Annotated in this window: 23 protein-coding genes and 1 other RNA gene; 11 read left to right on the forward strand and 13 right to left on the reverse strand. The window is 65.8% G+C overall.

Going from position 1 to position 24,741, the window contains the following annotated elements; translation table 11 throughout:
• The first annotated feature begins 104 nt into the window (after window positions 1-104).
• The 3 genes from HNS03_RS10910 to HNS03_RS10920 all read left to right on the forward strand — a co-directional run bounded on the left by HNS03_RS10910 (window position 105) and on the right by HNS03_RS10920 (window position 3,658).
• The gene (locus HNS03_RS10910; RefSeq protein ID WP_367195261.1) at window positions 105-1,079 is read left to right on the forward strand and encodes a hypothetical protein; all 975 of its coding nucleotides are present in this window, start codon (window positions 105-107) and stop codon (window positions 1,077-1,079) included.
• Between the two features lie 312 nt (window positions 1,080-1,391).
• On the forward strand, window positions 1,392-2,483 hold the full coding sequence (locus HNS03_RS10915) for a tryptophan 2,3-dioxygenase family protein (RefSeq protein WP_367195262.1): 1,092 nt from the start codon (window positions 1,392-1,394) through the stop codon (window positions 2,481-2,483).
• Window positions 2,480-3,658: an aminotransferase class V-fold PLP-dependent enzyme gene (locus HNS03_RS10920; protein WP_367195264.1), complete on the forward strand. Its 1,179-nt coding sequence runs from the start codon at window positions 2,480-2,482 to the stop codon at window positions 3,656-3,658. The genes HNS03_RS10915 and HNS03_RS10920 overlap by 4 nt, the downstream gene beginning before the upstream one ends.
• 543 nt (window positions 3,659-4,201) lie before the next feature.
• Here the strand turns inward: HNS03_RS10920 and rpmE are convergent.
• Entirely contained in the window at window positions 4,202-4,426 is a 225-nt protein-coding gene (gene rpmE, locus HNS03_RS10925; RefSeq protein ID WP_367195266.1) for a 50S ribosomal protein L31, read from the reverse strand.
• Between the two features lie 355 nt (window positions 4,427-4,781).
• Between rpmE and HNS03_RS10930 the strand changes: the two genes are divergently transcribed.
• Window positions 4,782-6,635 (forward strand): ABC transporter transmembrane domain-containing protein, encoded by a 1,854-nt coding sequence (locus tag HNS03_RS10930; RefSeq protein WP_367195267.1) that lies wholly within the window; start codon window positions 4,782-4,784, stop codon window positions 6,633-6,635.
• A gap of 183 nt (window positions 6,636-6,818) precedes the next feature.
• Here the strand turns inward: HNS03_RS10930 and HNS03_RS10935 are convergent, their stop codons facing one another.
• The 10 genes from HNS03_RS10935 to tkt form a co-directional block, all read right to left on the reverse strand.
• Window positions 6,819-7,841, reverse strand: coding sequence for a peptidoglycan -binding protein (locus HNS03_RS10935; protein ID WP_367195269.1), 1,023 nt, complete (start codon window positions 7,839-7,841; stop codon window positions 6,819-6,821).
• A gap of 132 nt (window positions 7,842-7,973) precedes the next feature.
• Complete coding sequence (locus HNS03_RS10940; protein WP_367195270.1) at window positions 7,974-8,966, reverse strand: flagellar motor protein MotA; 993 nt, start codon at window positions 8,964-8,966, stop codon at window positions 7,974-7,976.
• Between the two features lie 86 nt (window positions 8,967-9,052).
• A complete protein-coding gene (locus tag HNS03_RS10945) occupies window positions 9,053-9,859 on the reverse strand; it encodes an inositol monophosphatase family protein (protein WP_367195272.1) in 807 nt (268 codons plus the stop codon).
• A gap of 175 nt (window positions 9,860-10,034) precedes the next feature.
• Entirely contained in the window at window positions 10,035-10,598 is a 564-nt protein-coding gene (gene efp / locus HNS03_RS10950) for an elongation factor P (RefSeq protein WP_367195273.1), read from the reverse strand.
• A 132-nt stretch (window positions 10,599-10,730) separates the two neighbouring features.
• Complete coding sequence (locus HNS03_RS10955; protein ID WP_367195274.1) at window positions 10,731-12,041, reverse strand: tetratricopeptide repeat protein; 1,311 nt, start codon at window positions 12,039-12,041, stop codon at window positions 10,731-10,733.
• Window positions 12,038-12,673 carry a thiamine phosphate synthase gene (locus HNS03_RS10960; RefSeq protein WP_367195276.1) on the reverse strand — a complete coding sequence of 212 codons (636 nt, stop codon included), beginning with the start codon at window positions 12,671-12,673 and terminating at the stop codon, window positions 12,038-12,040. Before HNS03_RS10960 ends, HNS03_RS10955 begins: the two co-directional genes overlap by 4 nt.
• Before the next feature lie 140 nt (window positions 12,674-12,813).
• On the reverse strand, window positions 12,814-13,845 hold the full coding sequence (locus HNS03_RS10965) for a class I fructose-bisphosphate aldolase (protein ID WP_367195278.1): 1,032 nt from the start codon (window positions 13,843-13,845) through the stop codon (window positions 12,814-12,816).
• A 180-nt stretch (window positions 13,846-14,025) separates the two neighbouring features.
• On the reverse strand, window positions 14,026-15,222 hold the full coding sequence (gene pgk / locus HNS03_RS10970; RefSeq protein ID WP_367195279.1) for a phosphoglycerate kinase: 1,197 nt from the start codon (window positions 15,220-15,222) through the stop codon (window positions 14,026-14,028).
• A gap of 229 nt (window positions 15,223-15,451) precedes the next feature.
• Window positions 15,452-16,459 (reverse strand): type I glyceraldehyde-3-phosphate dehydrogenase, encoded by a 1,008-nt coding sequence (gap, locus tag HNS03_RS10975; RefSeq protein ID WP_367195281.1) that lies wholly within the window; start codon window positions 16,457-16,459, stop codon window positions 15,452-15,454.
• Window positions 16,460-16,564: 105 nt separating this feature from the next.
• Window positions 16,565-18,559, reverse strand: coding sequence for a transketolase (gene tkt / locus HNS03_RS10980; protein ID WP_367195283.1), 1,995 nt, complete (start codon window positions 18,557-18,559; stop codon window positions 16,565-16,567).
• 487 nt (window positions 18,560-19,046) lie between these two features.
• On the opposite strand from tkt, the gene HNS03_RS10985 reads away from it, so the two are divergent.
• From HNS03_RS10985 to HNS03_RS11010, 6 genes are all read left to right on the forward strand, one after another.
• The gene (locus HNS03_RS10985; RefSeq protein ID WP_367195285.1) at window positions 19,047-19,328 is read left to right on the forward strand and encodes a DUF4164 domain-containing protein; all 282 of its coding nucleotides are present in this window, start codon (window positions 19,047-19,049) and stop codon (window positions 19,326-19,328) included.
• Window positions 19,329-19,663: 335 nt separating this feature from the next.
• A complete protein-coding gene (locus HNS03_RS10990) occupies window positions 19,664-20,044 on the forward strand; it encodes a cell division protein ZapA (RefSeq protein WP_367195287.1) in 381 nt (126 codons plus the stop codon).
• A gap of 123 nt (window positions 20,045-20,167) precedes the next feature.
• Complete coding sequence (locus tag HNS03_RS10995) at window positions 20,168-21,100, forward strand: HD domain-containing protein (protein ID WP_367195288.1); 933 nt, start codon at window positions 20,168-20,170, stop codon at window positions 21,098-21,100.
• A 107-nt stretch (window positions 21,101-21,207) separates the two neighbouring features.
• A non-coding RNA gene (gene ssrS, locus HNS03_RS11000) (6S RNA) lies at window positions 21,208-21,366 on the forward strand.
• A gap of 222 nt (window positions 21,367-21,588) precedes the next feature.
• Window positions 21,589-22,176 carry a 5-formyltetrahydrofolate cyclo-ligase gene (locus HNS03_RS11005; protein WP_367195290.1) on the forward strand — a complete coding sequence of 196 codons (588 nt, stop codon included), beginning with the start codon at window positions 21,589-21,591 and terminating at the stop codon, window positions 22,174-22,176.
• Complete coding sequence (locus HNS03_RS11010) at window positions 22,154-23,005, forward strand: TIGR00282 family metallophosphoesterase (protein WP_367195292.1); 852 nt, start codon at window positions 22,154-22,156, stop codon at window positions 23,003-23,005. Before HNS03_RS11005 ends, HNS03_RS11010 begins: the two co-directional genes overlap by 23 nt.
• Here the strand turns inward: HNS03_RS11010 and HNS03_RS11015 are convergent.
• Both HNS03_RS11015 and HNS03_RS11020 read right to left on the reverse strand, forming a co-directional pair.
• Window positions 23,002-23,667 (reverse strand): uracil-DNA glycosylase family protein, encoded by a 666-nt coding sequence (locus HNS03_RS11015; RefSeq protein WP_367195293.1) that lies wholly within the window; start codon window positions 23,665-23,667, stop codon window positions 23,002-23,004. The two genes, HNS03_RS11010 and HNS03_RS11015, sit on opposite strands and share 4 nt — an antisense overlap.
• 38 nt (window positions 23,668-23,705) lie before the next feature.
• On the reverse strand, window positions 23,706-24,317 hold the full coding sequence (locus HNS03_RS11020) for a glutathione S-transferase family protein (RefSeq protein WP_367195295.1): 612 nt from the start codon (window positions 24,315-24,317) through the stop codon (window positions 23,706-23,708).
• A gap of 173 nt (window positions 24,318-24,490) precedes the next feature.
• On the opposite strand from HNS03_RS11020, the gene HNS03_RS11025 reads away from it, so the two are divergent.
• On the forward strand, window positions 24,491-24,622 hold the full coding sequence (locus tag HNS03_RS11025) for a hypothetical protein (RefSeq protein WP_367195296.1): 132 nt from the start codon (window positions 24,491-24,493) through the stop codon (window positions 24,620-24,622).
• Window positions 24,623-24,741: the final 119 nt, after the last annotated feature.

Raw genomic sequence — 24,741 nt, forward strand, 5'->3', positions numbered from 1 at the left:
CCGCAACAGTTGCACGCCGCACTCGTCCGTTAATCTTTGCGGGAACCGACTGCGGATCTCCGCATTATCCTCCCACACGACTTCTGGGTGTGAGGAGGAACATCATGCAGGCTTTCGTCAAAGTCCCGAACGCAAGTTGCGCCACGCTGGCTCTGCTCGCTTTCATCGCGCTACCGGGATCGGCATTGGCTCAGGACAATGGCGGCATCGGAGCGGGTGCCGGCGTGGGCATCGGCGGTGACAACGGGGTCGGCGTGGGCATTGGTGCCTCCGTTGGCGGCGGCAACGGCATCGGGGTTGGGGTCGACGCATCGGTTGGGGGCAATAACGGCGTCGATGCCGACGCCGGCGCCTCGGCCGGAGGTGGCGACGGCGTGGATGCCGGTGCCGACGCCTCCGTTGGCGGAAGCGACGGTGTGGATGCAAACGCGGGCGCCTCCGTGGGAGACGGTGACGGCGTGGATGCAGGAGCCAGCGCCTCGGTCGGCGGAAGCGGCGGGGTCGATGCGGGCGCCGGCGCTTCGGTTGGTGGAGGTGACGGCGTCGATGCAGGTGTCGGCGCGTCCGTCGGTGGCAGCGACGGTGTGAACGCCGGCGTCGGCGCCTCCGCGGGGGGCGGCAACGGCGTGGATGCCGGCGCAAGTGCCTCCGTTGGCGGCGGTAGCGGCGTGGACGCCGGGGTCGGCGCTTCCATCGGCGGTGGCGATGGCATCGACACCGGTGTCGACGTCGGAATCGGCGGCGGCGGATCCGGACCTGGCACCGGGACTCCGGGCACACCCGGCGGCGGAACGGACAGCGACACGGCGGGTGGTGGCGGCTCCACCGGTGGTGGCAATGCCACGGTCGGGTCCGGCGGCTCCGGCGCGACCGGCGGTGCCGGCTCCAGCACGAGTGCCTCGGCCGGGACCGCAGGCCCCGACACCGGCATGAGCCAACAGGTCGCCGGTCGTCTAAACTCCATGTCGGCGGCCGAACGTCAGGCCCTCCTGAGCCAGTGCGAGGAAGTCCTGGCTCACCCGGCGCGCTTCCAGGACTCGCTGGAAGATCTCTGCGTGTTGGCCAACGAGGTTCAGTAACACGCAGTCCCGAAAGCTTGACCCGTTCCGCGTTTCCCGGAACCACGGAGCGGGTCTAAGTTATTGTTTCGACGCGCTTTCGAACAGCCAGACGGTTTCCACTTGGCCTGGAAGCGCTCCAGGGTTCCCTCCCACTGCCCCGCCTCGCGCGGGGCATTTTTTTCGAGACACCTGTCTTGCGGAAAGCTCGGCAGGGAACGGTCTTCGCGACAAGATTCCGTCGATTTATTTTAAACTTAAAACTAATTGCTTGATCGGATAGGCTCGGGGTCGACCGGCCTTGCCCGGGCAATGCAGTTGAAGGTGACCGCGATGGCCTCCCCTCATCCCACAGAGATCGGCTACGCCGACTATCTTCGTCTCGACCAGGTCCTGAACGCGCAGGATCTCCAGAGTGCCAAGGTCGGGCGCGAGGCGCACGACGAGATGTTGTTCATCATCATCCACCAGACCTACGAACTCTGGTTCAAGCAGATCCTGCACGAGATCGACCGGATTCAGGCCAATTTCGCTCACGAGACCATCGACGATTGGCGGATGGGCCAAATCCTGCACTCCGCATTGCGGGTCAACGAGATCCTGAAGCTGCTGGTACGCCAGATCGACGTGCTGGAAACCATGACGCCCCAGGACTTCCTGGAGTTTCGCGACCTGCTCACCTCCGGTTCCGGCTTCCAGTCGCTGCAATTCCGGCTGGTGGAAACCCGTCTCGGGCTCAGCCCGGAGCATCGGCTGCTTTACGACGGCACCGGCGTGCACAGCCGTCTGAAAGCGGAAGAAAGCGCGCTGCTAACCGAGGCGGAAAACCGTCCGTCGCTGGTCGAACAGCTCGATACCTGGCTCTCGCGCACGCCGTTCGTGAAGGCCGGAAGCTTCGCCTTCTCCGAGGCCTATCGCAAGGCGGTGCTGGATTTCCTCACCAAGGACATCCAGACGCTGCGCTCCAACCAGGGACTCAACGCCGATCAGCGCGAGGCGGAGGCTCTGGCGCTGGAAAAGGCGAAGACCTCGTTCAAGGCGCTGTTCGATCCCGAAGCCCATTCCGATGCCTGGCGCATGTCGCCCCAGGCGGTGCAGGCCGCCCTGTTCATCACGGTCTATTCCGACCGGCCGGTTCTGCACGTTCCCAGCCGCATTTTCCAGACGCTGATGGACATCGACGAGACCATGACGCTCTGGCGCTACCGCCATGCGCTCATGGTCCAGCGAATGATCGGCGTGAAGATCGGCACCGGCGGCTCGTCCGGCCATGATTATCTGCGCCAGACGGCGGAGAAGCACCGGATCTTCTCCGACCTCTTCCACCTGTCGACCTATCTGATCCCGCGCTCCGCGCTTCCCGCGCTGCCGGCCGACGTGGAACGCATGATGGGCTACGTCTACGCCGAGGAGCCGGCGGAGTGAGCCTCGACCTGACCGCACATTTCAGCCGCTTCCTGGGGGCCGCTCCCGGGCGCATTCACCTGGCGGCCCACAGCCATCACTACTGGCCCGACGCGAGCGCATCGGGTCAGGAGCGCGCCTGGGCCGATGCCGCCCGCCTTGCCGACCAGAAATGGTCGACGGTGTTCGAAGAGGTGGTTCCGGCGGTGCAACAGGCGATCGCCGCCCGGCTCTCCCTGCCCGACCCCACGACAATCACGTTTGCGCCCAACACCCACGAGTTCCTGAAGCGGCTGTTGTCCTGCTTTCCGGCGGACCGGCCGGTCCGGATCCTGTCGAGCGACGCGGAGTTCCATTCCTTCTCCCGCCAGACCGCCCGGCTGGAAGAGGATGGACTCATCGTGGTGGACCGGGTGACGGCGGAACCGTTCGACACGCTGGCCGACCGGCTGTGCGAGAAGGCCGCCGCCGGCGGCCACGACATGGTGTTCGTGAGCCAGGTCTTCTTCTCCTCCGGCGCCATCGGGCCGGACATCGCCGCGCTGGCCGCCGCCGTACCGGACCCGGAGACGTTCGTGGTGGTGGATGGCTATCACGGCTTCATGGCGGTACCGACCGACCTGTCCGCCGTCTCGCAGCGGATTTTCTATGTTGCCGGCGGCTACAAATACGCCATGAGCGGCGAAGGCGCCTGCTTCCTGCACTGTCCACCCGGCTACGGCCCCAGGCCGCGCGATACCGGCTGGTACGCCGCCTTCGCCGCCCTTGAGGAGGCCGGCGGCGGGGTCGGCTACTCCCGCGACGGTATGCGCTTCTTCGGCTCCACGTTCGATCCGAGCGGGCTCTATCGCATGCAGGCGGTGTTTGCCTGGATGGACGAGATCGGGCTCACGGTCCCCGCCATCCACGCCCACGTGCTGGGGCTGCAGGACCGTTTCCTGGCCGGCACCGAGAAGGAGAAGATCGTGCCGCTCACCTCCGCCCGACTGGTGACGCCGGTGGGAGCGAACGTAAATCGCGGCCATTTCCTGACCTTCGAAACGCCGGATGCGGGCTCGCTGCATCGACGCCTGCTGGCGGAGAACATCGTCACCGACGTGCGGGGCGACCGGCTGCGCTTCGGGTTCGCCTGCTACCATACCGAGGCGAGCATCGACCGGGCGATCAAGCGAATCGCATCGGTGCTCCGGACCTGAACCGCGAAGAAGGATGAGGCCGAGACCCGCGCCGCACCGCAGAAATCGGAGCGTTAACCATTCATTAAGGTTTCCAACCTATCAACACACTCATCCAGCCCGCTGGATCCGAGTGGTTCATCCACTCCGTTTGACGCCTCCTTACTGATACTTTCAGAGCCGCCTGCGAAAAGGCGGCTCTTTTTTTGTCCGCTCGCTGCCGACGGGCGACCGGAAAAGCGCTCCGCACTTGTCCCGGGATTTCGCGAAGCCAGGGCGCGACCGCGCGCCGGCCGGAGGCTGCCCCCGCGGAGACATCGCGCAAAGCGCGACAGTCGTGAGCGAAAAGAACCCTCCCGGAAAAGCGCTCCCCACTTGTCCCGGGATTTCGCGAAGCCAGGGCGCGACCGCGCGCCGGCCGGAGGCCGCGCCCGCGCAGCCGTGGGCGGAGCGAACTGGCGTGAGCGAAAAAACGCAAAAAGGGCGCGACCGGTCTCCCGATCGCACCCCAGCGTGATGTCAGGCCAATGCAGCGTCCGCGCGTGCCGCGCGAAACCCGCCGGATCAGTTCCCGAGCAGGCCCTTGTACTTGTTCTTGAAGCGCGACACGCGACCGCCGCGGTCCATCAGGCGGGTCTCGCCGCCGGTCCAGGCCGGATGGGTGGTCGGGTCGATGTCGAGGCGAATGGTGTCGCCTTCCTCGCCGAAGGTCGAACGGGTCCAGAACTCGGTGCCGTCGGTCATCACGACCTTGACCCGGTGATAGTCGGGGTGAATGTCTTTTTTCATCGTTCGCTTCGCCTGATCGCGTGTGTTCGAATTCTTCTGCTCGCGGGCCCGGCCCGCCTTCGGCGTGCGCACGTCCGAAAAAACCGGGGCGCACGGCCTTGGAGCGGTCGTTGGATCGGCAAAGATCCCTTCCCGCGCCGGATCGTTCATTTTAGGGCAAAACGATAGGTTCCGCCACGAAAACACGATAAGGGCGCCGATATAGCCCGCGATCCCGGCCGGCGCAAGTGCCGGAAACGATGCGCGCGCGCCTGCGGTGAATGGCCACCCCCGCGTTGACAAGCGCGAAGCCTCGGGGGCAACACCAATCAGGGCGATTTGGCGCGCAACGCGCAAACGACAAGAAGAGGTCGACGTGGGACGAACGCAACGAGCCAGCGATGCCGAAAGTCCCGACCCGACTTCCGGTAAGCGCGGCAGACCGAAGCTCGGCCCCCTGAAGCTGCTGAAGCCCTATGTTCTGCGCTATCGCTGGCCCATGGCGGCCGCGCTGGTGGCGCTGATCGCCGCCTCCGGGGCGACGCTGGCCCTGCCGCTCGCCGTGCGGCGCATGATCGATCACGGTTTCAACCAGGCCGATTCCAGCTTCATCGACAAATATTTCATGATGCTGATCGTGGTGGTGACGGTGCTCGCGGTGGCGAGCGGCCTGCGCTACTACTTCGTCACCTGGATCGGGGAACGGGTAATGGCGGACGTCCGGGCCGACGTGTTCGCCCACGTCGCGCGGCTCTCCCCCGCCTTCTTCGATCGCACGCTGTCCGGCGAGATCGTCTCCCGGCTGACCGCCGACACCACCCAGATCAAGGCCGCCGTCGGGGCAAGCGCCTCGATCGCGCTGCGCAACCTGTTCCTGTTCGTCGGTGCGGTCTCCTTGATGGTGATCACGAGCCCGTGGCTTTCGGCGCTGGTGCTGGTCGCGATCCCGTTCATCGTGCTGCCGCTGGTGGCGTTTGGGCGGTCAGTCCGCCGCCGCTCGCGCCTGGCCCAGGACACGCTCGCCAATGCCTCCGCGTTCGCCACCGAGGCGATCGGCGCGGTCCGGACGCTGCAGGCCTTCACCGCGGAAGAGGCGGCCGCACGGCGCTACCAGGCCGACGTGGAGCTCGCCTTTCAAAATGCCCGCTCCGCGACGGCCGCGCGCGCGGTTCTGACGACGGTTGCCATGTTCATGGTCACCGCCAGCGTCGTCGTGGTACTGTGGGTCGGCGCCCAGGATGTGTTGGCCGGCAACCTCACCCCCGGCACGCTTGGCCAGTTCGTGCTCTATGCCGTGCTTGCCTCCAGCTCGCTCGGCCAGTTGAGCCAGGTCTGGGGCGAAGTCGCCCAGGCCGCCGGGGCGGCCGAACGGCTGGCCGACCTCCTGGACGAGCGGACCGAGATCGCCGCGCCTCAGCCTGCCGAGGCGTTACCCGTTCCGGCCCAGGGCCGCGTTCAGTTCGACCATGTCGGCTTCGCCTATCCGAGCGGAACCGACATGCCGGTTCTGCGCGAGGTCAATTTCGACGTGTCGCCGGGAACCACGGTCGCGATCGTGGGACCGTCCGGGGCCGGCAAGTCCACGCTGTTCCACCTGCTCCTGCGCTTCTACGATCCCGTCTCCGGCACGATCCGGATCGACGGCGTCGATGTGCGCGCCGCCGACCCGGCCGCCGTACGCGAGCGGATCGCGATCGTGCCGCAGGAATCGACGATCTTCGCAACCTCGATCCTGGAGAATATCCGCTTCGGTCGCCCCGACGCGACGGATGCCGAAGTCAAAGCCGCCGCGGAGGCCGCGCGGGTCGCCTCCTTCGTGGACGATCTCCCCGAGGGCTACGGCACAGCGGTGGGCGAGCGCGGCATCACCCTCTCCGGCGGCCAGCGCCAGCGGATCGCGATCGCCCGCGCGATCTTGAAGGACGCCCCTATCCTGCTCCTCGACGAAGCCACCAGCGCCCTTGATGCGGAAAGCGAAACGCTGGTCCAGGCGGCCCTGGAGCAACTGATGGTCGGGCGAACCACGCTGGTGATCGCGCACCGGCTCGCCACCGTACTCGCGGCCGACCGCATTCTGGTGCTCGACGGCGGCGAGCTGGTGGAGGAAGGCGACCACCACAGCCTGGTGGCGCAGAACGGCCTTTATGCGCGGCTCGCCCGGCTGCAATTCGACACCGCCCGCGGCGCCGACGTCACCAGCCGCCCGGCGCTGGATCCGGCTGCGGAATGAACCTTGCTCGCCAGCGTCTTTGACGCTCGTGCCGAGCTTTGCGCGCGGCGCGGCGGCCGACCAGGTGAACCTGGTGATCTGGCGCTGGAACATCGCCTGTGGCGACCGGCTGGAGCCGATCGACGACGAGGGCCGGTTGTCGCTTTGACGTCGAACGGGCGCACCGGAGTGCGCCGCGACGCTCTAACGCTGCGTCAGCTTCAGCTCGATGCGCCGATTCTGGGCGTAGGCTTCCGGGGTGTCGCCCTCGGCGATGGGCTGATACTCGCCGAAGCCGGCCGCGACCAGCCTGTCCGGCGGCACGCCATTGGAAATCAGATATTTGACCACCGAGATCGCCCGGGCGGCCGAGAGCTCCCAGTTGGACGCGAAACGGCCACCGCTGATCGGGCGAGCGTCGGTGTGGCCATCGACGCGCAGCACCCAATCGATGTCGGGAGGGATCTCGTTGCCGAGCTGGATCAGCTCGTTCGCCAGCGTGTCCAGCTCTTCCTGGCCGCCCGGATTGAGCTCATCGGAGCCGGAGGGAAACAGCACCTCGGACGGAAACACGAACCGATCGCCCACCACCTTGATGTTGGAGCGATCCGACAGGAGCTGGCGCAGCCGGCCGAAGAAGTCGGAGCGGTAGCGCGAGAGCTCCTGGACGCGCTGGGCAAGCGCCACGTTGAGGCGCCGGCCGAGATCGGCAATTTTCGCTTGGCTTTCCTGATCGCGATTCTCTGAGGCCGCAAGCGCCGATTCCAGCGCCGCGATCTGGCGGCGAAGCGCGGTGAGCTGCTGGTTCAGAAGCTCCACCCGCGACAGGGCCTGCTGGCTGAGCTGCTGCTCCTCGGCGAGCTGGTCGGCAAGAATACCGGCGTTGTCGTCGTCGCCTTCCGCCTGAAGGGCGGCAATCCGGTTCTGCAGCGTCGCCTTTTCGCCTTCCGTTTCGGAAAGCGAGGCCTGCAGCACGGCGAGCTGATCCTCCAGGCTGCCGGAATTGGCGCGTTCGAGCGCAAGCAGCTCGGTCAGCTCCGCGATCTGGGCATTCAGACGATTGAGCGCATTGTCCTTGCCGGTGATCTCCTGGCTCAGGAAGAACTGTGCCAGCATGAAGACCGACAACAGGAAGATGATCACCAACAGAAGCGTCGCCATCGCATCGACGAAGCCCGGCCAGTAGTCCGGGCGCGGCTGACGGCGGCGGGTGGCGCTCAACGGCATCGGTCAACCTCGTTGCGGGCGGATGCGCTCTCGCTGTTCATTCCATCCGGACGAAAAACCGGCCCCCACTTTTCATCGTCCGGCTCCAGATCAATCCTCGACCCGACGGCCGGCGCCGGCGTGAGCGCCGATCTATCTCTCGTCCTGCTCCAGGGCGGCGTTGAGGCGCTCCAAAAGGCGCTCGATGCGCGCATTCTGCTGCGCTTGGCCCTCCGCCCAATCGCGCATCAGCTTCTGCTCGCTGCGCAGATGATTCACCAGCCCCTGGATACCTTCGGCCAGATTGGCGAGCGCCTGGGTCGCCGGTGGCGTGGCCGAGGCGCCGGTCTCCTTCATGGTCCGGTTCAGGCGATCGATCGCCTGCTGCAATCCGGCGGCCGAAATCGGCGCCCCCTCGCCCGGTCCCTGCTCGGTTCCGATTTCCGTCAGGGTCGACAGCCAGTCTTCCAGATCCGTGTAGAACCGGTTCTGGGCCTGACCCGCCTGCAGATCGAGAAAGCCGAGAATCAACGAGCCCGTCAGGCCGAACAGCGACGACGAGAAGGCCGTGCCCATACCCGTCAGCGGTGCCTCCAGGCCGGCCTTGAGATCCTGGAACACCACCGCCGCATCGCCGGCGCCGACATCGAGATTCTGGATCGTAGCCCCGACCGAGCTCACCGTCTGCAACAGACCCCAGAAGGTGCCGAGCAGGCCCAGGAAGACCAGAAGGCCGGTCAGGTAACGGCTGATGTCGCGCGCCTCGTCGAGGCGGGTCCCTATCGTGTCGAGAATGGAGCGCATCACAGGGGCGCTCAGCATGGTCTCTTCCGAGCGCCCGCCGAGCAGGCTTGCCATCGGGCCGAGCAGCACTGGCGCGCGCCGGTCCGTCGCCTGACCCTCACGGTAGCGGTTGACCCACCCGATCTCCGGATAGAGACGCACCACCTGGCGGAAGGCGAGCGCGATGCCAATCAGCCCGACGCAGACGATCAGGCCGTTGAGGCCGGGATTGCTCATGAACGCGGTGGCGATCGGCCGATACAAAATCAGGCCGACAAACAGCGCGATCACCAGAAAGATGACCATACGCACGAGATAGACGTGCGGGCTGGACAGGCGATACGGGTCTCGATCTCGGGCCATGGATCAGCTGCCTTGCAATGCAGCGGCCACAGATAGCCGGTTTGGTGGAGAAAACGAACCTGTGATTTTATCGCTAGCGTTAATTCTTATGCCGCGCCGGCCGGTTGCGCCCTTTTCAGAAGGGCCAGCAGATCGCGATGGATCAATTCCGTGCCGACCGCGATCTCCCCGGTCTCGAAGATCCGATCGCGCCCGGCAAGGTCGCTGACGAAGCCGCCGGCCTCGCGCACCATCAGCATGCCGGCCGCCATGTCCCAGGGTTTCAGGCCGTGCTCCCAGAAGGCGTCGTAGCGCCCCGCCGCAACCCAGGCGAGGTCGAGCGCCGCCGCTCCGGCACGGCGAATGCCCGACACCTCGTTCATGATCACCCGAAGCTCGCCCAGGAACCGGGCGTGATCGCCACGGCCCAGATGCGGAATGCCGGTCGCGATCACCGCGTCGGCGAGATCGCGCCGGGCGGAGACGCGGAGCCGCCGGTCGTTCAGAAACGCGCCGCGACCGCGCTCTGCCACGTAGAGCTCGTCGCTGACCGGGTTGAGGATCACGCCCGCCATGATCTGGCCCTGGCGCTCCAGCGCGATGGAAACCGCAAAAATCGGGATGCCGTGCAGGAAGTTGGTCGTGCCGTCGAGCGGATCGACAATCCAGCGATGCTGGGGATCGCTGCCTTCGGTGACGCCGGATTCCTCCATCAGGAAGCCGTAGCCCGGCCGCGCCTTCTGCAATTCGGCGCGGATGATATCCTCCGCCTTGCGGTCGGCCGCGGAGACGAAGTCGCCCGGCCCCTTGCGCGAAACCTGGAGGTTCTCCACCTCGCCGAAATCGCGCGCGAGCGCGCGGCCGGCCTTCATCGCCGCCTGCACCATGACGTTCAGGATCGCCGAACGCGCCATCGCATCCTCACTTGCGTGTCCATCAAGAAGAGACCGGAGCCGACGCTCCGATGATGGGAGTTAGGGCATGCCCGTTCGGATTGAACCGATCCGAACCGAAAGGAATTGCCCAACCTATTGAAACCGAGCCCATTTCTTGTCGCTCAGATGTTTCCATCCGAGCGAAAAAAGCTCTCTAGTCCGCCCGCCGCACGTAGGTGATGTCGGAGGTATCGACCACCACCTTCTCGCCGGCCGCGATGAACGGCGGCACCATCACCTTGACGCCATTCTCCAAGACCGCCGGCTTGTAGGACGACGAGGCGGTCTGGCCCTTCACCACGGCATCGGCCTCGGCGATCTCCAGCGTCACATGCTGAGGCAGCGTGATGCCGATGGGCCGTTCCTCGTAGAGCTCGACCGTGACGGTCATGCCGTCCTGCAGGAAGGCGCTGCGCTCGCCGACGAAGTCCTGCGACAGCATGATCTGATCGTAGGTGTTGGTGTCCATGAAGACGAGATTGTCGCCTTCCGGATAGAGATACTGGAAGTCCTTCTGCTCAAGCCGGACGCGCTCGATCGTATCGGCGGAGCGGAAGCGCTCGTTGAGCTTGCGCCCATCGATCAGATTTTTCAGCTCGACCTGGGCGAACGCGCCACCCTTGCCCGGCTTCACGTGCTGGACCTTTACCGCCGCCCAGAGCGTGCCCTGGTGCTCAATCACATTGCCCGGTCGGATTTCGTTACCGTTGATCTTCATCGTTGCCGCCTTGCCGGATGGAAGAATGCGCCACGCGCCCGGGCGGCCATCGCCGTCCGCCGTTTGCGAAGCAAAAAGGAATTGACGGCCTCTGGACCACAAAGACCGGCAGGTTTCAAGAGGGAGCCGCGCTCAGCCGTGCCACCACGCCTTGGCCCGACGCTCGGCGGCGTCGCGGACGGACTGGGACAAACTCTCCACATAGGCATCGAGCCAGACGTCGGAAATGCCCCGCGCCTTGGCAATCGTGTGCCACATGGTGGCCTCCACCGGATCGGGGTCCACCCCCCGACCAGTCGCCAGCAGCCGCGCCAGCCGGTTCATGGCGACCGGGTTGCCCGCCCGCGCCGCCCGGTCGAACCAGACCGCCGCCGCGGCCTCGTCCGCCTCCGTGCCCACACCCTTGAACAGGCGAATGGCATATTCGACCTGGGCACCTTCGTTGCCGGCGATCGCGGCGCGCAGCATCAGCTCCGTCGCGCGCTGATCGTCCGGCACGACGCCGGTGCCGTTGGCGTAGAGCAGACCGAGCGCATAGGCCGCTTCCGCGTTGCCGCTGTCCGCCGCCTTGGTCAGCAAGCGTGCGGCTTCTTCGGCATCACGGGTGCGGCCACCGCGCCCTTCCAGCTCCAAAAGGGCGAGGTTATAGGCCGCCTCGGCATTGCCGTCGTTCGCCGCCTGCTCGAACAGCGAGGCCGCCTTGGAGAGATCCTTCTCCACGCCGGTGCCGTTCAAATAGAGCAGCGCCAGCCGGTATTGCGCGTTGGTCTCCCCCTCGGCAGCGGCAAGCGCGTACCAGTCGGCGGCGGCGGCGAGATCCTTCTCCACCGCATTCCCGTCCTGATAGAGCACGCCGAGCAGCGTCTGCGAGACCGGATCTCCCGCCTGGGCCTTGGCCAGTGCCACTTTGAAGGCGGTCAGGAAATAGCCGCGCTGGTAGGCGCCATAGGCAATATCGGCGTCGGAAGCCGCACTGCCCGCCTCCGCGGATGCCTGATCGGGGGAAACCGCCGCATCGTTCGCAGGCGCATTCTCCGAGCCTTCGCCGTCGGAGGCAGTCACAGTGCCGGAGCTCGCCTGCCCCTCCGCCTGGGTGTCGGCAGCGGCCGCGCCATCGGCCGGCGCAGTCTCGTCCGCTTCCCGCCTCAGCAGCGTCGAGGGGTCGACCCGGACCACGCCCGGACGATCGAACACCGGCGTATGCGGCGGAACGGCGATCGACATGGTGAGCGTGCGGCCCCGCCTTGAGGGATCCTGCTCAAGCGTCAGATCGCGCCCTTCGATCGCGCTCGACGGCTGATCGATGGGACCGACCGGCTCTTCGAGGAGGTCCTGTGCCCGCGCATCACCCGGCACAGCCGCCAGCGGAGCGTCGTCTTGAGCCCAGACGGGCCCAACCAACACCGCCGCCGCAAGCACGATCAGGGGCGCCCACCGGATCATGCCGGGATCGTCCCCTCATCGATCGCCGCATTGAGAGCGGCGACCGCCGCGGCCGGCCCATCGGGATATTTCCACACCGCATCGCGTGCGGCGACGAACTCCACGCCTGACGCCGCAAGCTCCTCGGCCTCGCCCAGATCGCGCCCGATCAGCGCAATCGCCGGCACTTCGAAAAGCTCCGCCCACCAGGTCGCGAGTTCAACGGCCGCCGGTTCGGCGGCATCGGTGTCCGGCCGGTCCAAACGCCCGAAGAAGACGTAGTCGGGATCGAGCTCGCCCAGCACCATGGCCTGATGGCGCCCGGTCGCGCCGCCCGCGCCCACCACACCGTTCGGCCGGAAGCGTTCCAGCGCGGCGGAAAGATCCTCCACCCCGCTATCGACATGAACCCCGTCGGCCCGGACCCGACCGGCCACGCGGCTGTCGCCACGCAAAAGCGCGGCCGCGCCCGCGGCCTGAGCGGCGGCGACCATCGGCGCGGCAAGTGTCTGAATCGTCTCGGGTCCGCCGTCACCGGCATCGATGATCACAGCGGCGACGTCCCCTCCGGCAAGCGCCGATTCCAGACGTGCGGGATCGATCGGCTCAGGGCCGGTAATGGGAGCGACAAGAACGAGGCGGGTGCGGTCCATGGCGCGATCCTTCCCCGACCATCATGGCAAGCTGGTGGCGGCGGACGATGGAGAAGGGCTTCTTCCGACCGCCGCGACATCCGAACTGAAAAGGAGGGGGGGAACCAGCCCCCTCCTCATGCGACTCGACTTTTTCGCCGTTACGCCGCGGCGCGTTCGGCGGCGTCCGACCAAGTCCCGAGCGCGGCAAGCGAGTTCATCTTGGCGCGATGCGTGAAGGCGCGCTGGGCCGCCGCGACATTCTCCGTCTTGCCGCCCCAAACCTTCAGTGCCGCCTGCTGCAGCGCTCGGCCGTAGGAGAAGGTCAGCTTCCAGGGCAGACCGCCCTGCGCGTTCATCAGCGAGAGGTGCTTGGTGGCGTCCTCGTCCGACTGCCCGCCGGAGAGGAAGGCGATGCCCGGTACCGCCGAAGGCACGCACTGCTTCAGGCACGTCAGCGTCATCTCGGCAACCTGTTCGGCCGGTGCCTGGGTCGGGCACTTCTGGCCGGCGATCACCATGTTCGGCTTCAAGATCATGCCTTCCAGCGACACGTTGGCATAATAGAGCTCGTCGAACACCGAATTCAGCGTCCACTTGGTGACGTCGAAGCAACGCTCGATGGTGTGGCTCGCCTCCGGGCCGTCCATCAGCACTTCCGGCTCCACGATCGGCACGATGCCGGCTTCCTGGCAGAGGGCTGCGTAGCGGGCGAGCGCGTGGGCGTTGGCGTGGATGGCGTTGTGGCTCGGCGTCGACGCGGAGATCTCGATCACCGCCCGCCACTTCGCGAAGCGCGCGCCGAGCTTGTAATATTCGTTCAGCCGTTCGCGCAGACCATCCAGGCCTTCCGTGACCTTCTCGCCCGACTGCAGCGCCAGAGGCTTGGCGCCCATATCGACCTTGATGCCCGGAACCGCGTCGGCCGCCTTCAGGAGGTCCACCAGCGGGGTGCCGTCCGCGGCCTTCTGGCGGATGGTCTCATCATAGAGGATGACGCCGGAGATGTAGTTCTTCATCGCCTCGTCGGCACGGAACATCATCTCGCGATAGTCGCGCCGCGCGTCCTCGGTCGATTCCAGTCCGATCTGGTCGAACCGCTTCTTGATCGTGCCGGAGCTTTCGTCCGCGGCCAGAATGCCCTGCCCGTCGCGGACCATGGCGGCTGCAATATCTTCCAGGCGTTCGCTCATCGTTCCACCCTCCATCATCTGAAATACCGGTCGGGCCTTTGCGATCGGGCCCGTCTTGATCGAGAACCCGCAGGTTCGAGTTTCTTCTCGAAGCAGACGCTCAACGCTAGAGCGAACGTCCGAAGTCATGACACCGCAATTTCGAATGGAAAACCGGTTCCCGCTTTTCCAGAAATTGCTCTAGCTCTTCTTGAGCGCCTGGACGCCCGGCAGCGACTTGCCCTCAAGCCACTCCAGGAAGGCGCCGCCGGCCATGGAGACATAGCTCATCTGGTCGGCCACGCCCGCGCGGTGCAAGGCCGCCACCGTGTCGCCGCCCCCGGCGACGGAGGTCAGCTTGCCGGCCGCCGTCCGCTTGGCGACATGCTCGGCGACCGCCAGCGTGGCGCGGTCGAACGGGGACACCTCGAAGGCGCCGAGCGGACCGTTCCACAGAAGCGTCTTGGCGGTCGAGATCTCTGCGTTCACGATCTCCGTGGAGGCCGGCCCGATGTCGAGAATCATAGCGTCCTCGGGCATGGCGTCGAGGCCGACATTCCAGGCTTCGGCCCCCTCCTCCAGCGCCTGAGCGACGGTGGCGTCCTTGGGCAGCACGATGGTGCAGCCGGTCTCCTCGCCGCGCAGCACGATGCGCCGCGCAAGATCCGCCTGCTCCGGCTCGTAGAGCGACTTGCCGACATCGCCGCCATGAGCCGCGACGAACGTGTTCGCCATCGCGCCGCCGATCACGATCGCATCCATCTTCTCGCAGAGATTTTCCAAAAGCGCGATCTTGGTGGACACCTTGGCGCCGCCGACGATCGCCACCACCGGACGCTCGGGCTTTTCGCAGGCCTTGGTGAGGGCGGCGATCTCCGCTTCCATGGCGCGGCCGGCATAGGCCGGCAGCTTGTGGGCAAGGCCCTCGGTGGAGGCGTGTGCGCGATGGGCGGCGGAGAAGGCGTCGTTCACGTAGACGTCGCCGTTGGCGGCCAGCGCCTCGACGAAGGCCGGCTCGTTGGCCTCTTCGCCGGCGTGGAAACGGGTGTTCTCCAGGAGGAGGATCTCGCCCGGCACCATGTTGTCGATCGCGGCCTTCGCCGCCTCGCCGATGCAATCGTCGGCAAAGCCGACCGGCTTGCCGAGCACGCGGGCGATGGTGTCCACGATCGGCTTCAGCGATTCCGCGTCGACCCGCTTGCCTTTCGGACGGCCGAAATGCGCCAAAAGGATCACCTTGGCGCCCTTGTCGGCGAGTTCCTTGATGGTCGCCGCCGCGCCTTCGATGCGGCTGGCATCGCTGACGGTCCCGTTCTTGACGGGAACGTTGAAATCGACGCGGGTCAGAACCCGTTTGCCGTCTACCGTGGCGTCATCGAGGGTTCGGATCTCGGTCATGGTCCTGGCCTGATTGTTCTTCTTGACGATCGGTGGCGCACGAACCGCGCCACCGGCACATCCTAGAGCGAGTAAGGGCGGCACAATAGCGAACGCCCCTGCTCTAAGTATTTGTTCTGCCGCAATTTCGAGCGGGAAACCGGTTCCCGCTCTTGCCGACATGGCTTCAGCTTCAATCGGTCGAGCCAATCCTTTCGTTCAGACCGCTTCGGTCCGAACGGGAAACGCTCTAGATCAGCTTGGCCATCGCGACGGCGGTGTCGCTCATCCGATTGGAGAAGCCCCACTCGTTGTCGTACCAGGACAGCACCCGGCAGAAATTGCCGTCCATGACCTTCGTCTCCGGCGTGGCGAACACCGAGGAATGCGGGTCGTGGTTGAAGTCCATCGACACGAGCTTGTCGTCGGTGAAGCCGAGAATGCCCTTCAGCTCGCCCTGGGCGGCCGTCCGGATGGCATCGTTGATCTCGTCGGGGGTGACGTCGCGCCCGGCTTCGAAGGTGAGGTCCACCACCGAGACGTTCGGGGTCGGCACCCGGATCGACACGCCGTCGAGCTTGCCGTTCAGCTCAGGCAGCACCAGGCCCACGGCCTTCGCCGCCCCGGTCGAGGTCGGGATCTGGTTCATCGCCGCCGCACGGGCCCGGTAGAGATCCTTGTGCAGGGTATCCAGCGTCGGCTGGTCGCCGGTGTAGGAGTGGATCGTCGTCATGAAGCCGCGCTTGATGCCGAACGCCTTGTTGATGACGTAGGCGACCGGCGCCAGGCAGTTGGTCGTGCACGAGGCGTTGGAGACGACGAGGTCGTCCTTGGTCAGCGCGCTGTCGTTGACGCCGAAGACGATCGTCTTGTCGGCCCCGGAGGCCGGCGCGGAGACCAGCACGCGCTTGGAGCCATTTTCCAGGTGGAGCGCGGCCTTGTCGCGGGCGGTGAAGATACCGGTGCATTCCAGCGCCACGTCGACGCCGAGATCTCCCCAGGGCAGCGCCTTCGGATCGCGCTCCGCCGTCACCTTGATCGGGCCGGTCCCGACATCGATCGTATCACCGTCGACCTTGACGGTGCCCGGAAAGCGGCCGTGGACCGAATCGTAGCGCACAAGATGCGCATTGGTCTCGACCGGGCCGAGATCGTTCACGGCGACGACCTGGACGTCGCTGCGTCCGGACTCGACGATCGCACGGAGCACATTGCGGCCGATCCGGCCGAACCCGTTGATGGCGACGCGTACGGTCATGGCGTCCTCTCACCTCTTCTTTTCGAGCGTTTACCCAGCAAATTCATGCGCATCTGATGCATCGGATTGCGCGAAAGGAAAAGCGCAAACTTCCGGGATCAGACGCTACTCGGCCGCAAATCGTTCCTTCACAAGCGCCACAACCGCGTCCGGCGTGATGCCGAAGTGCTCGTAGAGGACCTCCGCCGGCGCGCTTGCACCAAATCCGGTCATGCCCACGAAGACGCCATCCGTTCCGATCAGGCGATCCCACCCCATCCGAACCGCCGCCTCGATGCCGACATTGACGGCCGACTGACCGATCACCTCGGCCCTGTAGTCGGCCGATTGACGCTCGAACAGCTCGAAAGACGGCACCGAGACCACGCGGGTCGAGATCGCTTCCATCTCCAACAGCCCCTTCGCCTTAATGGCGAGCGAAACTTCCGAGCCGGTGGCGAACAGGGTCACGGCTGCGTGATCGCTGCCCGCGGCGGCGATTTCGTAAGCGCCGCGGCGGCAGCGGTTGCCCTCGTTGTCCTCGGCGCGCAGCGGCTCGCAGTTCTGCCTTGTCAGCGCAAGCAGCGTCGGCCCTTCGGTGCGCGACAGCGCGATTTCCCAGGCTTCGGCGGTTTCCACCGCGTCCGCCGGACGCAGCACCACCAGGTTCGGGATCGCTCGCAGCGCGGCCAGATGCTCCACCGGCTGATGGGTCGGCCCGTCCTCGCCCAGCCCGATGGAATCATGGGTCATCACATAGACGACCCGCACGCCCATCAGCGCCGCAAGCCGGATCGAGGGCCGGCAATAGTCGGAAAAAACCAGGAAGGTTCCGCCGTACGGGATCAGGCCGCCATGCAGCGCCATGCCGTTCATGGCCGCCGCCATGCCATGTTCGCGCACGCCCCAGTGGACGTAGCGACCACCATAATTCTCCGCCGAGGCGATCGTCTGCGCCTTGGTGCGGGTGTTGTTGGAGCCGGTGAGATCTGCAGAACCGCCGACCGTCTCCGGCACTTCCGCGTTGATCGTTTCCAGCACCAGCTCGGAGGCCTTGCGGGTGGCGAGCGTCGGCCGCTCGCGCGCAATGCGGGTGCGCAGCTCGGCCATGACGTCAGCGAAGTTCGGCGGCAGATCGCCGCGGATCCGGCGATCGAACTCCGCGCGCCGATCCGGCTCCAGCGCCTGATAGCGCTTTTCCCATTCCTTGCGGGCGTGGCCGGAGCGCAGCCCGGCGATGCGCCAAGAATCGCGGATGTCGGCCGGAATCTCGAATGGCTCGTGGCGCCAGCCGAGCGCATCGCGGGTGGCGGCGGCTTCCGCGGCACCGAGCGGAGATCCGTGGGAAGCGGAGGTTCCCGCCTTGTTCGGCGAGCCGTAGCCGATGATCGTGCGGCAGGCGATCAGAGTCGGACGGTCGCTGGTCTGGGCCGCCTGGAGCGCGGCCAGAATATCCGCCGGGCTGTGGCCGTCGACCCGGGTGGCGGCCCACCCCACCGCCTCGAACCGCTTCACCGCGTCGCCCGATTCGGCGAGATCGAGCGGCCCGTCGATGGAGATCTTGTTGTCGTCGTAGAGCACGATCAGCCGGTTGAGCCGCATGTGGCCGGCGATCGAGATCGCCTCGTGGCTGATGCCTTCCATCAGGTCGCCGTCGGAGGCAAGCACGTATGTGCGATGGTCCACCAGATCGTCGCCGAACTCGGCGTTCATCATGCGCTCCGCCAACGCCATGCCGACGGCGGTCGCGATCCCCTGGCCGAGCGGCCCGGTGGTCGTCTCCACGCCCGCGCCGTGGCCATATTCCGGATGGCCCGCCGCGCGCGAGCCGAGCTGGCGGAACCGCTTCAACTCGTCGGTCGGAAAGTCGTCGTAGCCGAGCAGGTGCAGGATCGAGTAGAGCAGCATCGAGCCATGGCCCGCAGACAGGACGAACCGGTCGCGGTCGGGCCAGTGCGGCAGGCTCGGATCAAGCTTGATGATCGACGAAAACAGAACCGTGGCGACGTCCGCCGCGCCCATCGGCATGCCGGGATGGCCGGCCTTGGCAGTTTCGACGGCGTCGATCGCAAGCGCCCGGATCGCGTTCGCCATCGAATTGTGTTTGTCGAGATCGATCATCATGAACTCCGCCGATGTCCCGGCCGTCGTCGTGGCGTGGGGCGGCTCTAGAGGCTGTTATAAACTTGGAATAGAGGCTGCGTTGGCGAGAGAGGGGCGAGCGACAAGAGAAAGACAATCCGAATACTCGACGTATTGGCGAGCCTCTCGACGCATTGGCCGCTTCTCTCTCCACCCCTTCGGGCCGGCGGCGCAGCCCCATTCGAAGGTCATAACAGCCTCTAATTTACGGTCTGTGGGAACTCTGGTCGCGCATGGCTGGTCCGGCTTTCGAGGTTTCCGACCTTTTGGCGACGGCGCCGTTCAATACCAAGTCGCCGACCCGAGTCAACGCAAGCCGGTCCCCAGCCGATCCACAACCGCACCTGGGCGGGCCTACCCACAACGCGTGCTGCCAACGATGCCTGCTTCACGCAGAACTGGATGCACGAACGCAAACCGGCTGATATGGCTATGGAATCGGGAGTTCTGAGGAAAAGCTGCCGCCATGGCGGACCGTTCGGCCATCGACGACGCATTCGAAAAGCTGACCAATGCCCTGGACCGGCTTGAGGCGGCCATCAATCGGCGTGTGGACGCCGATCACCGCCGCGCGAGCCTGGAAGACGAGGTCCAGAGATTGACGGAGGACCGTTCCGAATTGGCCGGTTCGCTGGACCGCTCCGAAGCGCGCGCCAATCGCCTGGAAGAGACCAATCGGGACGTTTCCCGCCGGCTGGTGACGGCCATGGAAACCATTCGCACGGTCCTCGACAAGCACGGCGGATAGCGCGCGCACAGCGAAAAGGGCCTCGCCCGCCACTGCGCGCCGACAACTTAAATCGTTGACCGCACTGGTGTTTCGTGCTTTCGGAGCGAAAAATTCGCGCACGATGCTCAATTGGCGAGTCCGAATCGCAGAGGTGGAGCATTGGACGGCCCCCAGAGAGCGTTTCCAGGCCAAGCGGAAATCGGGTGCCCGTCCGGAAACGCGTCGAAACAAGAACTTAGATCCGCGCCGGTTTTCTGCCGGGATTTCGCGCTTATCTACTAAAAGAATCAAACACCTCTGCCAGGTCGACGGGGTTACCGCCGGCACGGCGCCAAGACCATAAGGGCACATGCATGTCCCACATCACCGTCCCCATCAACGGTCGTTCCTACCGCATGGCCTGCGATGACGGGGAGGAAGAGCGCCTGACCGCGCTGGCGGAGCGATTCGACGGGGCCATTTCGGAGCTGCGCGCCGCATTCGGCGAGATCGGCGATCAACGCCTCACCGTCATGGCCGGGATCAAGGTGACCGATTCGCTGGTGGAGGCGGAACGCCGGATCGCGGCGCTGACGGCCGAGGTGCAAACCTTGAAGGAGTCCCGCGACGCGGTGCTCCAGAGCCAGCACGAGCGCGAGGTGGACATCGCCCACCGCGTGACGTCCGCAGCCGAGACCATCGACGGCTTCGCCAAAAGCCTCAACACCAGCGTGCGCACGGACCGCGACGGCTGATCGCAGCTCGGCCGCTCGGATCCGCGTCGAGCCAAGGCCCCAATTCGGGGGTTGCCTCGCGCTTCGCATTGCCGCAGCGCTACGTCAGCCGAATGTGGCCGCTACCCCCATGCGGAGTGCCCGATGAGCGACGTGATGCCCCCTCTGGCCCAAGCGGGCGATATCCCGCGCCTGTTCGATGCGCTGCAGTTTGCCGCCCGCGCCCATGCCAATCAGCGCCGCAAAGGGGCCGCGCAGGAGCCTTATATCAACCATCTGATCGAGGTCGCGAAGCTGGTCGCCGACGCCACCGGCGGCAGCGACACCGATCTCGTCATCGCCGCGCTCCTGCATGACGCGATCGAGGATACCGGCACCACCTATGGCGCGCTTGCCGCGCATTTCGGCCCACGCGTCGCCGAACTGGTCCGGGAAAATTCCGACGACATGGCGCTGCCGAAGCCGGAGCGCCGCCGGCGGCGTATCGCGGAAGCGGCGCACAAATCCGACGGCGCCAAGATCATCAAGATCGCCGACCTGATCTCCAATGCCCGGGCGATGATCACCTCGCCGCCGGCCGGATGGGCGGTCGCCTGGAAACTCGACTATCTGGAAGCGACCCAAGCGCTCCACAACGAGTTGCAGGGCGTCAACGAGGATCTCGACCGGATTTTTTCCTCCGTGTTCGAGGAGGTACGGGAAGTCCTGACCGGCGATGGCCTTGCCGCCGACTCCGACGTACCAAGCGGCCCCGCCGCGCTGCTCGATTCCGCCCTCGGCCAAGCCGTTCACTTCGTCTATTTCGCCAACACCTCCGCGCATCCTCTGACCGAAGAGGATCGGACGCATTTCTATGCCCAGGTCGGCGAGCATTTTCCGTCTGTCACCTATATCGACGCCGAAGCCGTGTTCGACGGCGTGCGCCGGCCGGTGATCCTGGCGCGGATCCGCTCCGATTCGACCGAGGCCGTGGTCGCCCTCGCCCAACGCCTCTGCGTCGCTATGCATGAGCGCTTCATCGGGGTCGAGGTCGATGGCCGCTACATTCGGATCTATGCCGACGACACCGGCCAATAGCGCGCCGAGCACGGCACGGGAAGCGATCGAACGGGAACGAGATTTCCCTCAGTTTGTCGTCGGATCCCTCTTCGCTCCGGCGCGGGAAGCTCCTATATTGCGCTCAGGCGATACTGCGCGGTTCGACCGGAGACACGCATCCCCGGGGCCTTATCGATCTCCAAGGGAGCTGTCCCTGTCTCGACCCGTGGGTTGAGGCAAAACGGCGCCCACCTACACTGTAGGTTTCCCGGGATCGATTCCTCCGACGGCCGAGGCGGTTCGCCCACCGATTTTCAAGAGCGCCCCGCTAGGGCCTTGTCGCGAACGCCTTCGCGAGGGGGCTGGTGCGACGCGGGATCGCCTCTCACAGGGTGGCGCGGAACGCGAGCTGGCGCAGGATTGCGCGTGACGATCAGCTCTTCCTTTCCGGTTCCGCGCATGACCGGCAAGGGATCGTTTTGACCGATATCTCTCCCCCGACGGACATCGCGGCGAAGAAAGCCGCGATGCGCGCCATGGTCTTGGCGCGCCGTGCGACGCTGTCGCCGGCGGAGCGCGAGGCGGCGGCGCAGACGCTGGTGGATCAGCTTCCCGCCCTTCTTCTGCCGACCGAGCCGAGCTTGGTGGCCGGCTTCTGGCCGATCCGCGACGAGATCGACGTGCGGCCGCTAATGGCCGAGATCGCCGCCACCGGCCATCGTCTCGCCCTGCCCGCGATCGGCGCGGACGACCGGCTGGTGTTTCGCGAATGGGCCGACGGCGTGCCGCTCGACCCGGCGCGCTTCGGCACGTCGGAACCCGGCCAGGACAGCCCCGAATGCCATCCGACGCTGCTTTTGGTTCCGCTCGTCGCGTTCGACCGGGAAGGGATTCGCCTCGGCTACGGCAAGGGCTACTATGACGGCGCGATCGCGCGGCTTTCCGCCCTCGGCCCCGTGCGCACCATCGGCGTGGCCTTTTCGACCCAGGAGGTCGACGCCGTTCCGGCAGAACCCCACGACCGGCGGCTTGACGCGGTGCTGACCGAAGCGGGACTGTTGCGCTTTACTCTCAAGAAAACCGGAGATCCTGATGCGCCTTCTGTTCCTGGGTGACGTGGTCGGCCGCGCCGGCAGAACCGTCGTGACCGATCATTTGCCCGGGATCGTCGCAAACAGCCGGGTGGATTTCGTCGTCATCAACGGCGAGAACGCAGCCGGCGGGTTCGGCATTACCGAGGCGATCTGCCAGGAGCTCCTGGACGCCGGGGCCGACGTCATCACGCTCGGCAACCACGCCTGGGACCAGCGCGAGGCTCTCGTCTTCATCGAGCGCCAGCCGCGACTGGTGCGGCCGGCGAATTTTCCGCTCGGCACGCCGGGGCGCGGCGCCGATATCTTCACCGCCACCAACGGCGCGCGGGTGCTGGTCGCCAATCTGATGGGCCGGATCTTCATGGATCCGCTCGACGATCCGTTCGCGGCCATCGACCGGGTTCTGGACGGACTCACCCTCGGCCGCGACGTCGACGCCGTGGTGGTCGACGTTCATGCCGAAGCGACCTCGGAGAAGCAGGGCCTCGGCTATCATCTCGACGGCCGGGCGAGCCTGGTGGTGGGAACCCATACCCATGTGCCCACCGCCGATCACCGCATTCTGTCCGGCGGCACCGGTTATATGAGCGATGTCGGCATGTGCGGCGACTATGATTCCGTCATCGGCATGGAGAAGGACGAGCCGCTCGCCCGCTTCACCCGCAAGATCCCGCAGGCGCGGTATGCGCCGGCCAACGGCGCGGCGAGCCTTTCCGGCGTGGCCGTGGAGATCGACGACGTCAGCGGGCTTGCCACCAAGATCCAGCCGCTGCGGCTGGGCGGCGAACTCGCCGAAACCTGGCCGGAGCTGCTTGGCGACGCCCCGTCCGATCTCCTTGCGGCGATTTAATCTTTTAGAGCATCCGCAACGGCTTTCCGGAGCACCGGAAGCAGTTCCGCGTCGAACCACGGGTTCTTTCGGATCCAGCCATTGTTGCGCCAGGACGGGTGCGGCAACGGAATCACGGTGGGCTCGGAGGCGGCCATAATCTCACGAAACGCCCGCACCCGGTTGCTCAGCGACTGCTTGCGCCAGGCCGGCAGATGGTAGGCGTGGGAATAAAGGCCGACGGCGAGGATCAGCCGCAGACCGGACATCTCCGCGAAGACTTTGTCGTGCCACGTCAGAACACATTCGCGCCGCGGCGGCAGATCGCCGCCTTTCGCGTCCTGCCCGGGAAAGCAGAAGCCCATCGGCACGACGGAGACCCGCGACACGTCGTAGAAGGTCGCGACGTCGACCCCCATCCACTCCCGCAAACGATCGCCTGAGGCGTCCGTAAAGGGCTGGCCGCTGGCGTGCACCTTCGTTCCCGGCGCCTGTCCGCATACGGCGATCCGGGCCTTCGAGGCCGCGCGGATGACCGGACGCGGCGGGTGCGGCAACGGCCGCCCGAGCGGCGCCTCGGCGCAGATCCGGCACGCCCGGATCTCGCCCACCAAGCCGCCAAGCTCCGTGTCCGGCGGATTGGCAAGTTTGGACCAGTAGGGCATGTCTTTGACGTCAGGCATGGACCTCGGGGACAAATGATCCGGCGGCGATCAGAGGCTCACAGCACCGCGCTCGGCCGGCTGGCGATCCGATCGTGCCATTTTTTCAGACGGGCGAAGTCGTCGGGTATCCGAATCTTGGACAATTTCAGCGTATCGATCGCGACCAAAAGGGTGATGTCGGCGATCGAAAACGCGTCGCCGACGACGTAGCCGTTGCCGTCCACCTCGCCCTCAAGAAAGGCGAGGAAGGAGAAAATCTTGGCCTTGTTCGCCTCGCCCCATTCCGGGACCTGCGGAACCTCCAGTTCCCGCATGGCGGGGTGGATGTGCCGGAAGGCATATTGCGCGGGAAACAGCAGGCCGAACTCGATCCGGCGCTGCCACATCTCCACCAGCGCCTTTTCCTTAGGGTCCCGCCCGAACAAGGGCGGTTCGGGATGCGTCTCCTCGAAATAGCGGCAGATCGCCACCGATTCGGAGATCGCCGTGCCGTCATCGAGGACCAGAACCGGCAGCCGGCGCATCGGATTGATGCGAGCGAAGGGTTGGTCGAGATGCTCCTTCGCCATGATGTCGACCGGGACCGTCTCGATCACGACGTCCTTTTCGGCCAGAAAGATGCGAACGCGACGCGGATTGGCCGCGCGCGGCGCGTCATAGAGCTTCATCGGTCGCCCCTTCGCCGGTTTCCATATCGCCACAATGCCGGAACCGGCGCCCCTGCGCATCCCCGAACGGCACGCTTTCTGGCCGAACCGAAAAAAGCGCACTCACTGCATTTTGCGCTTGCAGGAGAGGCGTACACGGTGCATCATCCCAAATCGAAAAGGGAGGATGTTCAATGCTCAATGAACTGATTCTGGGCCGAGCCCTCTATTGCCGCACCTCGTCCAAGGAGGAAAGCATCATCGTTTCCAGTTGGAAGGCGATGACGCGCGACTCCTGGGTCTGGATCCGCAAGCGGACTCTTTAGAGATCGTTAACGAATACTCCTTCGCACGGACGCCCTGCAGCTCCGACGGATAGAGGCAGGGCGCGACGACCACCTTAACCGAATATCTGCTCAGGACGAGGCGAGACCCTTACGCCGAA

The sequence above is a fragment of the Amorphus sp. 3PC139-8 genome, assembly GCF_040750475.1.
In the GTDB taxonomy this organism is placed as follows: Bacteria; Pseudomonadota; Alphaproteobacteria; order Rhizobiales; family Amorphaceae; genus Amorphus.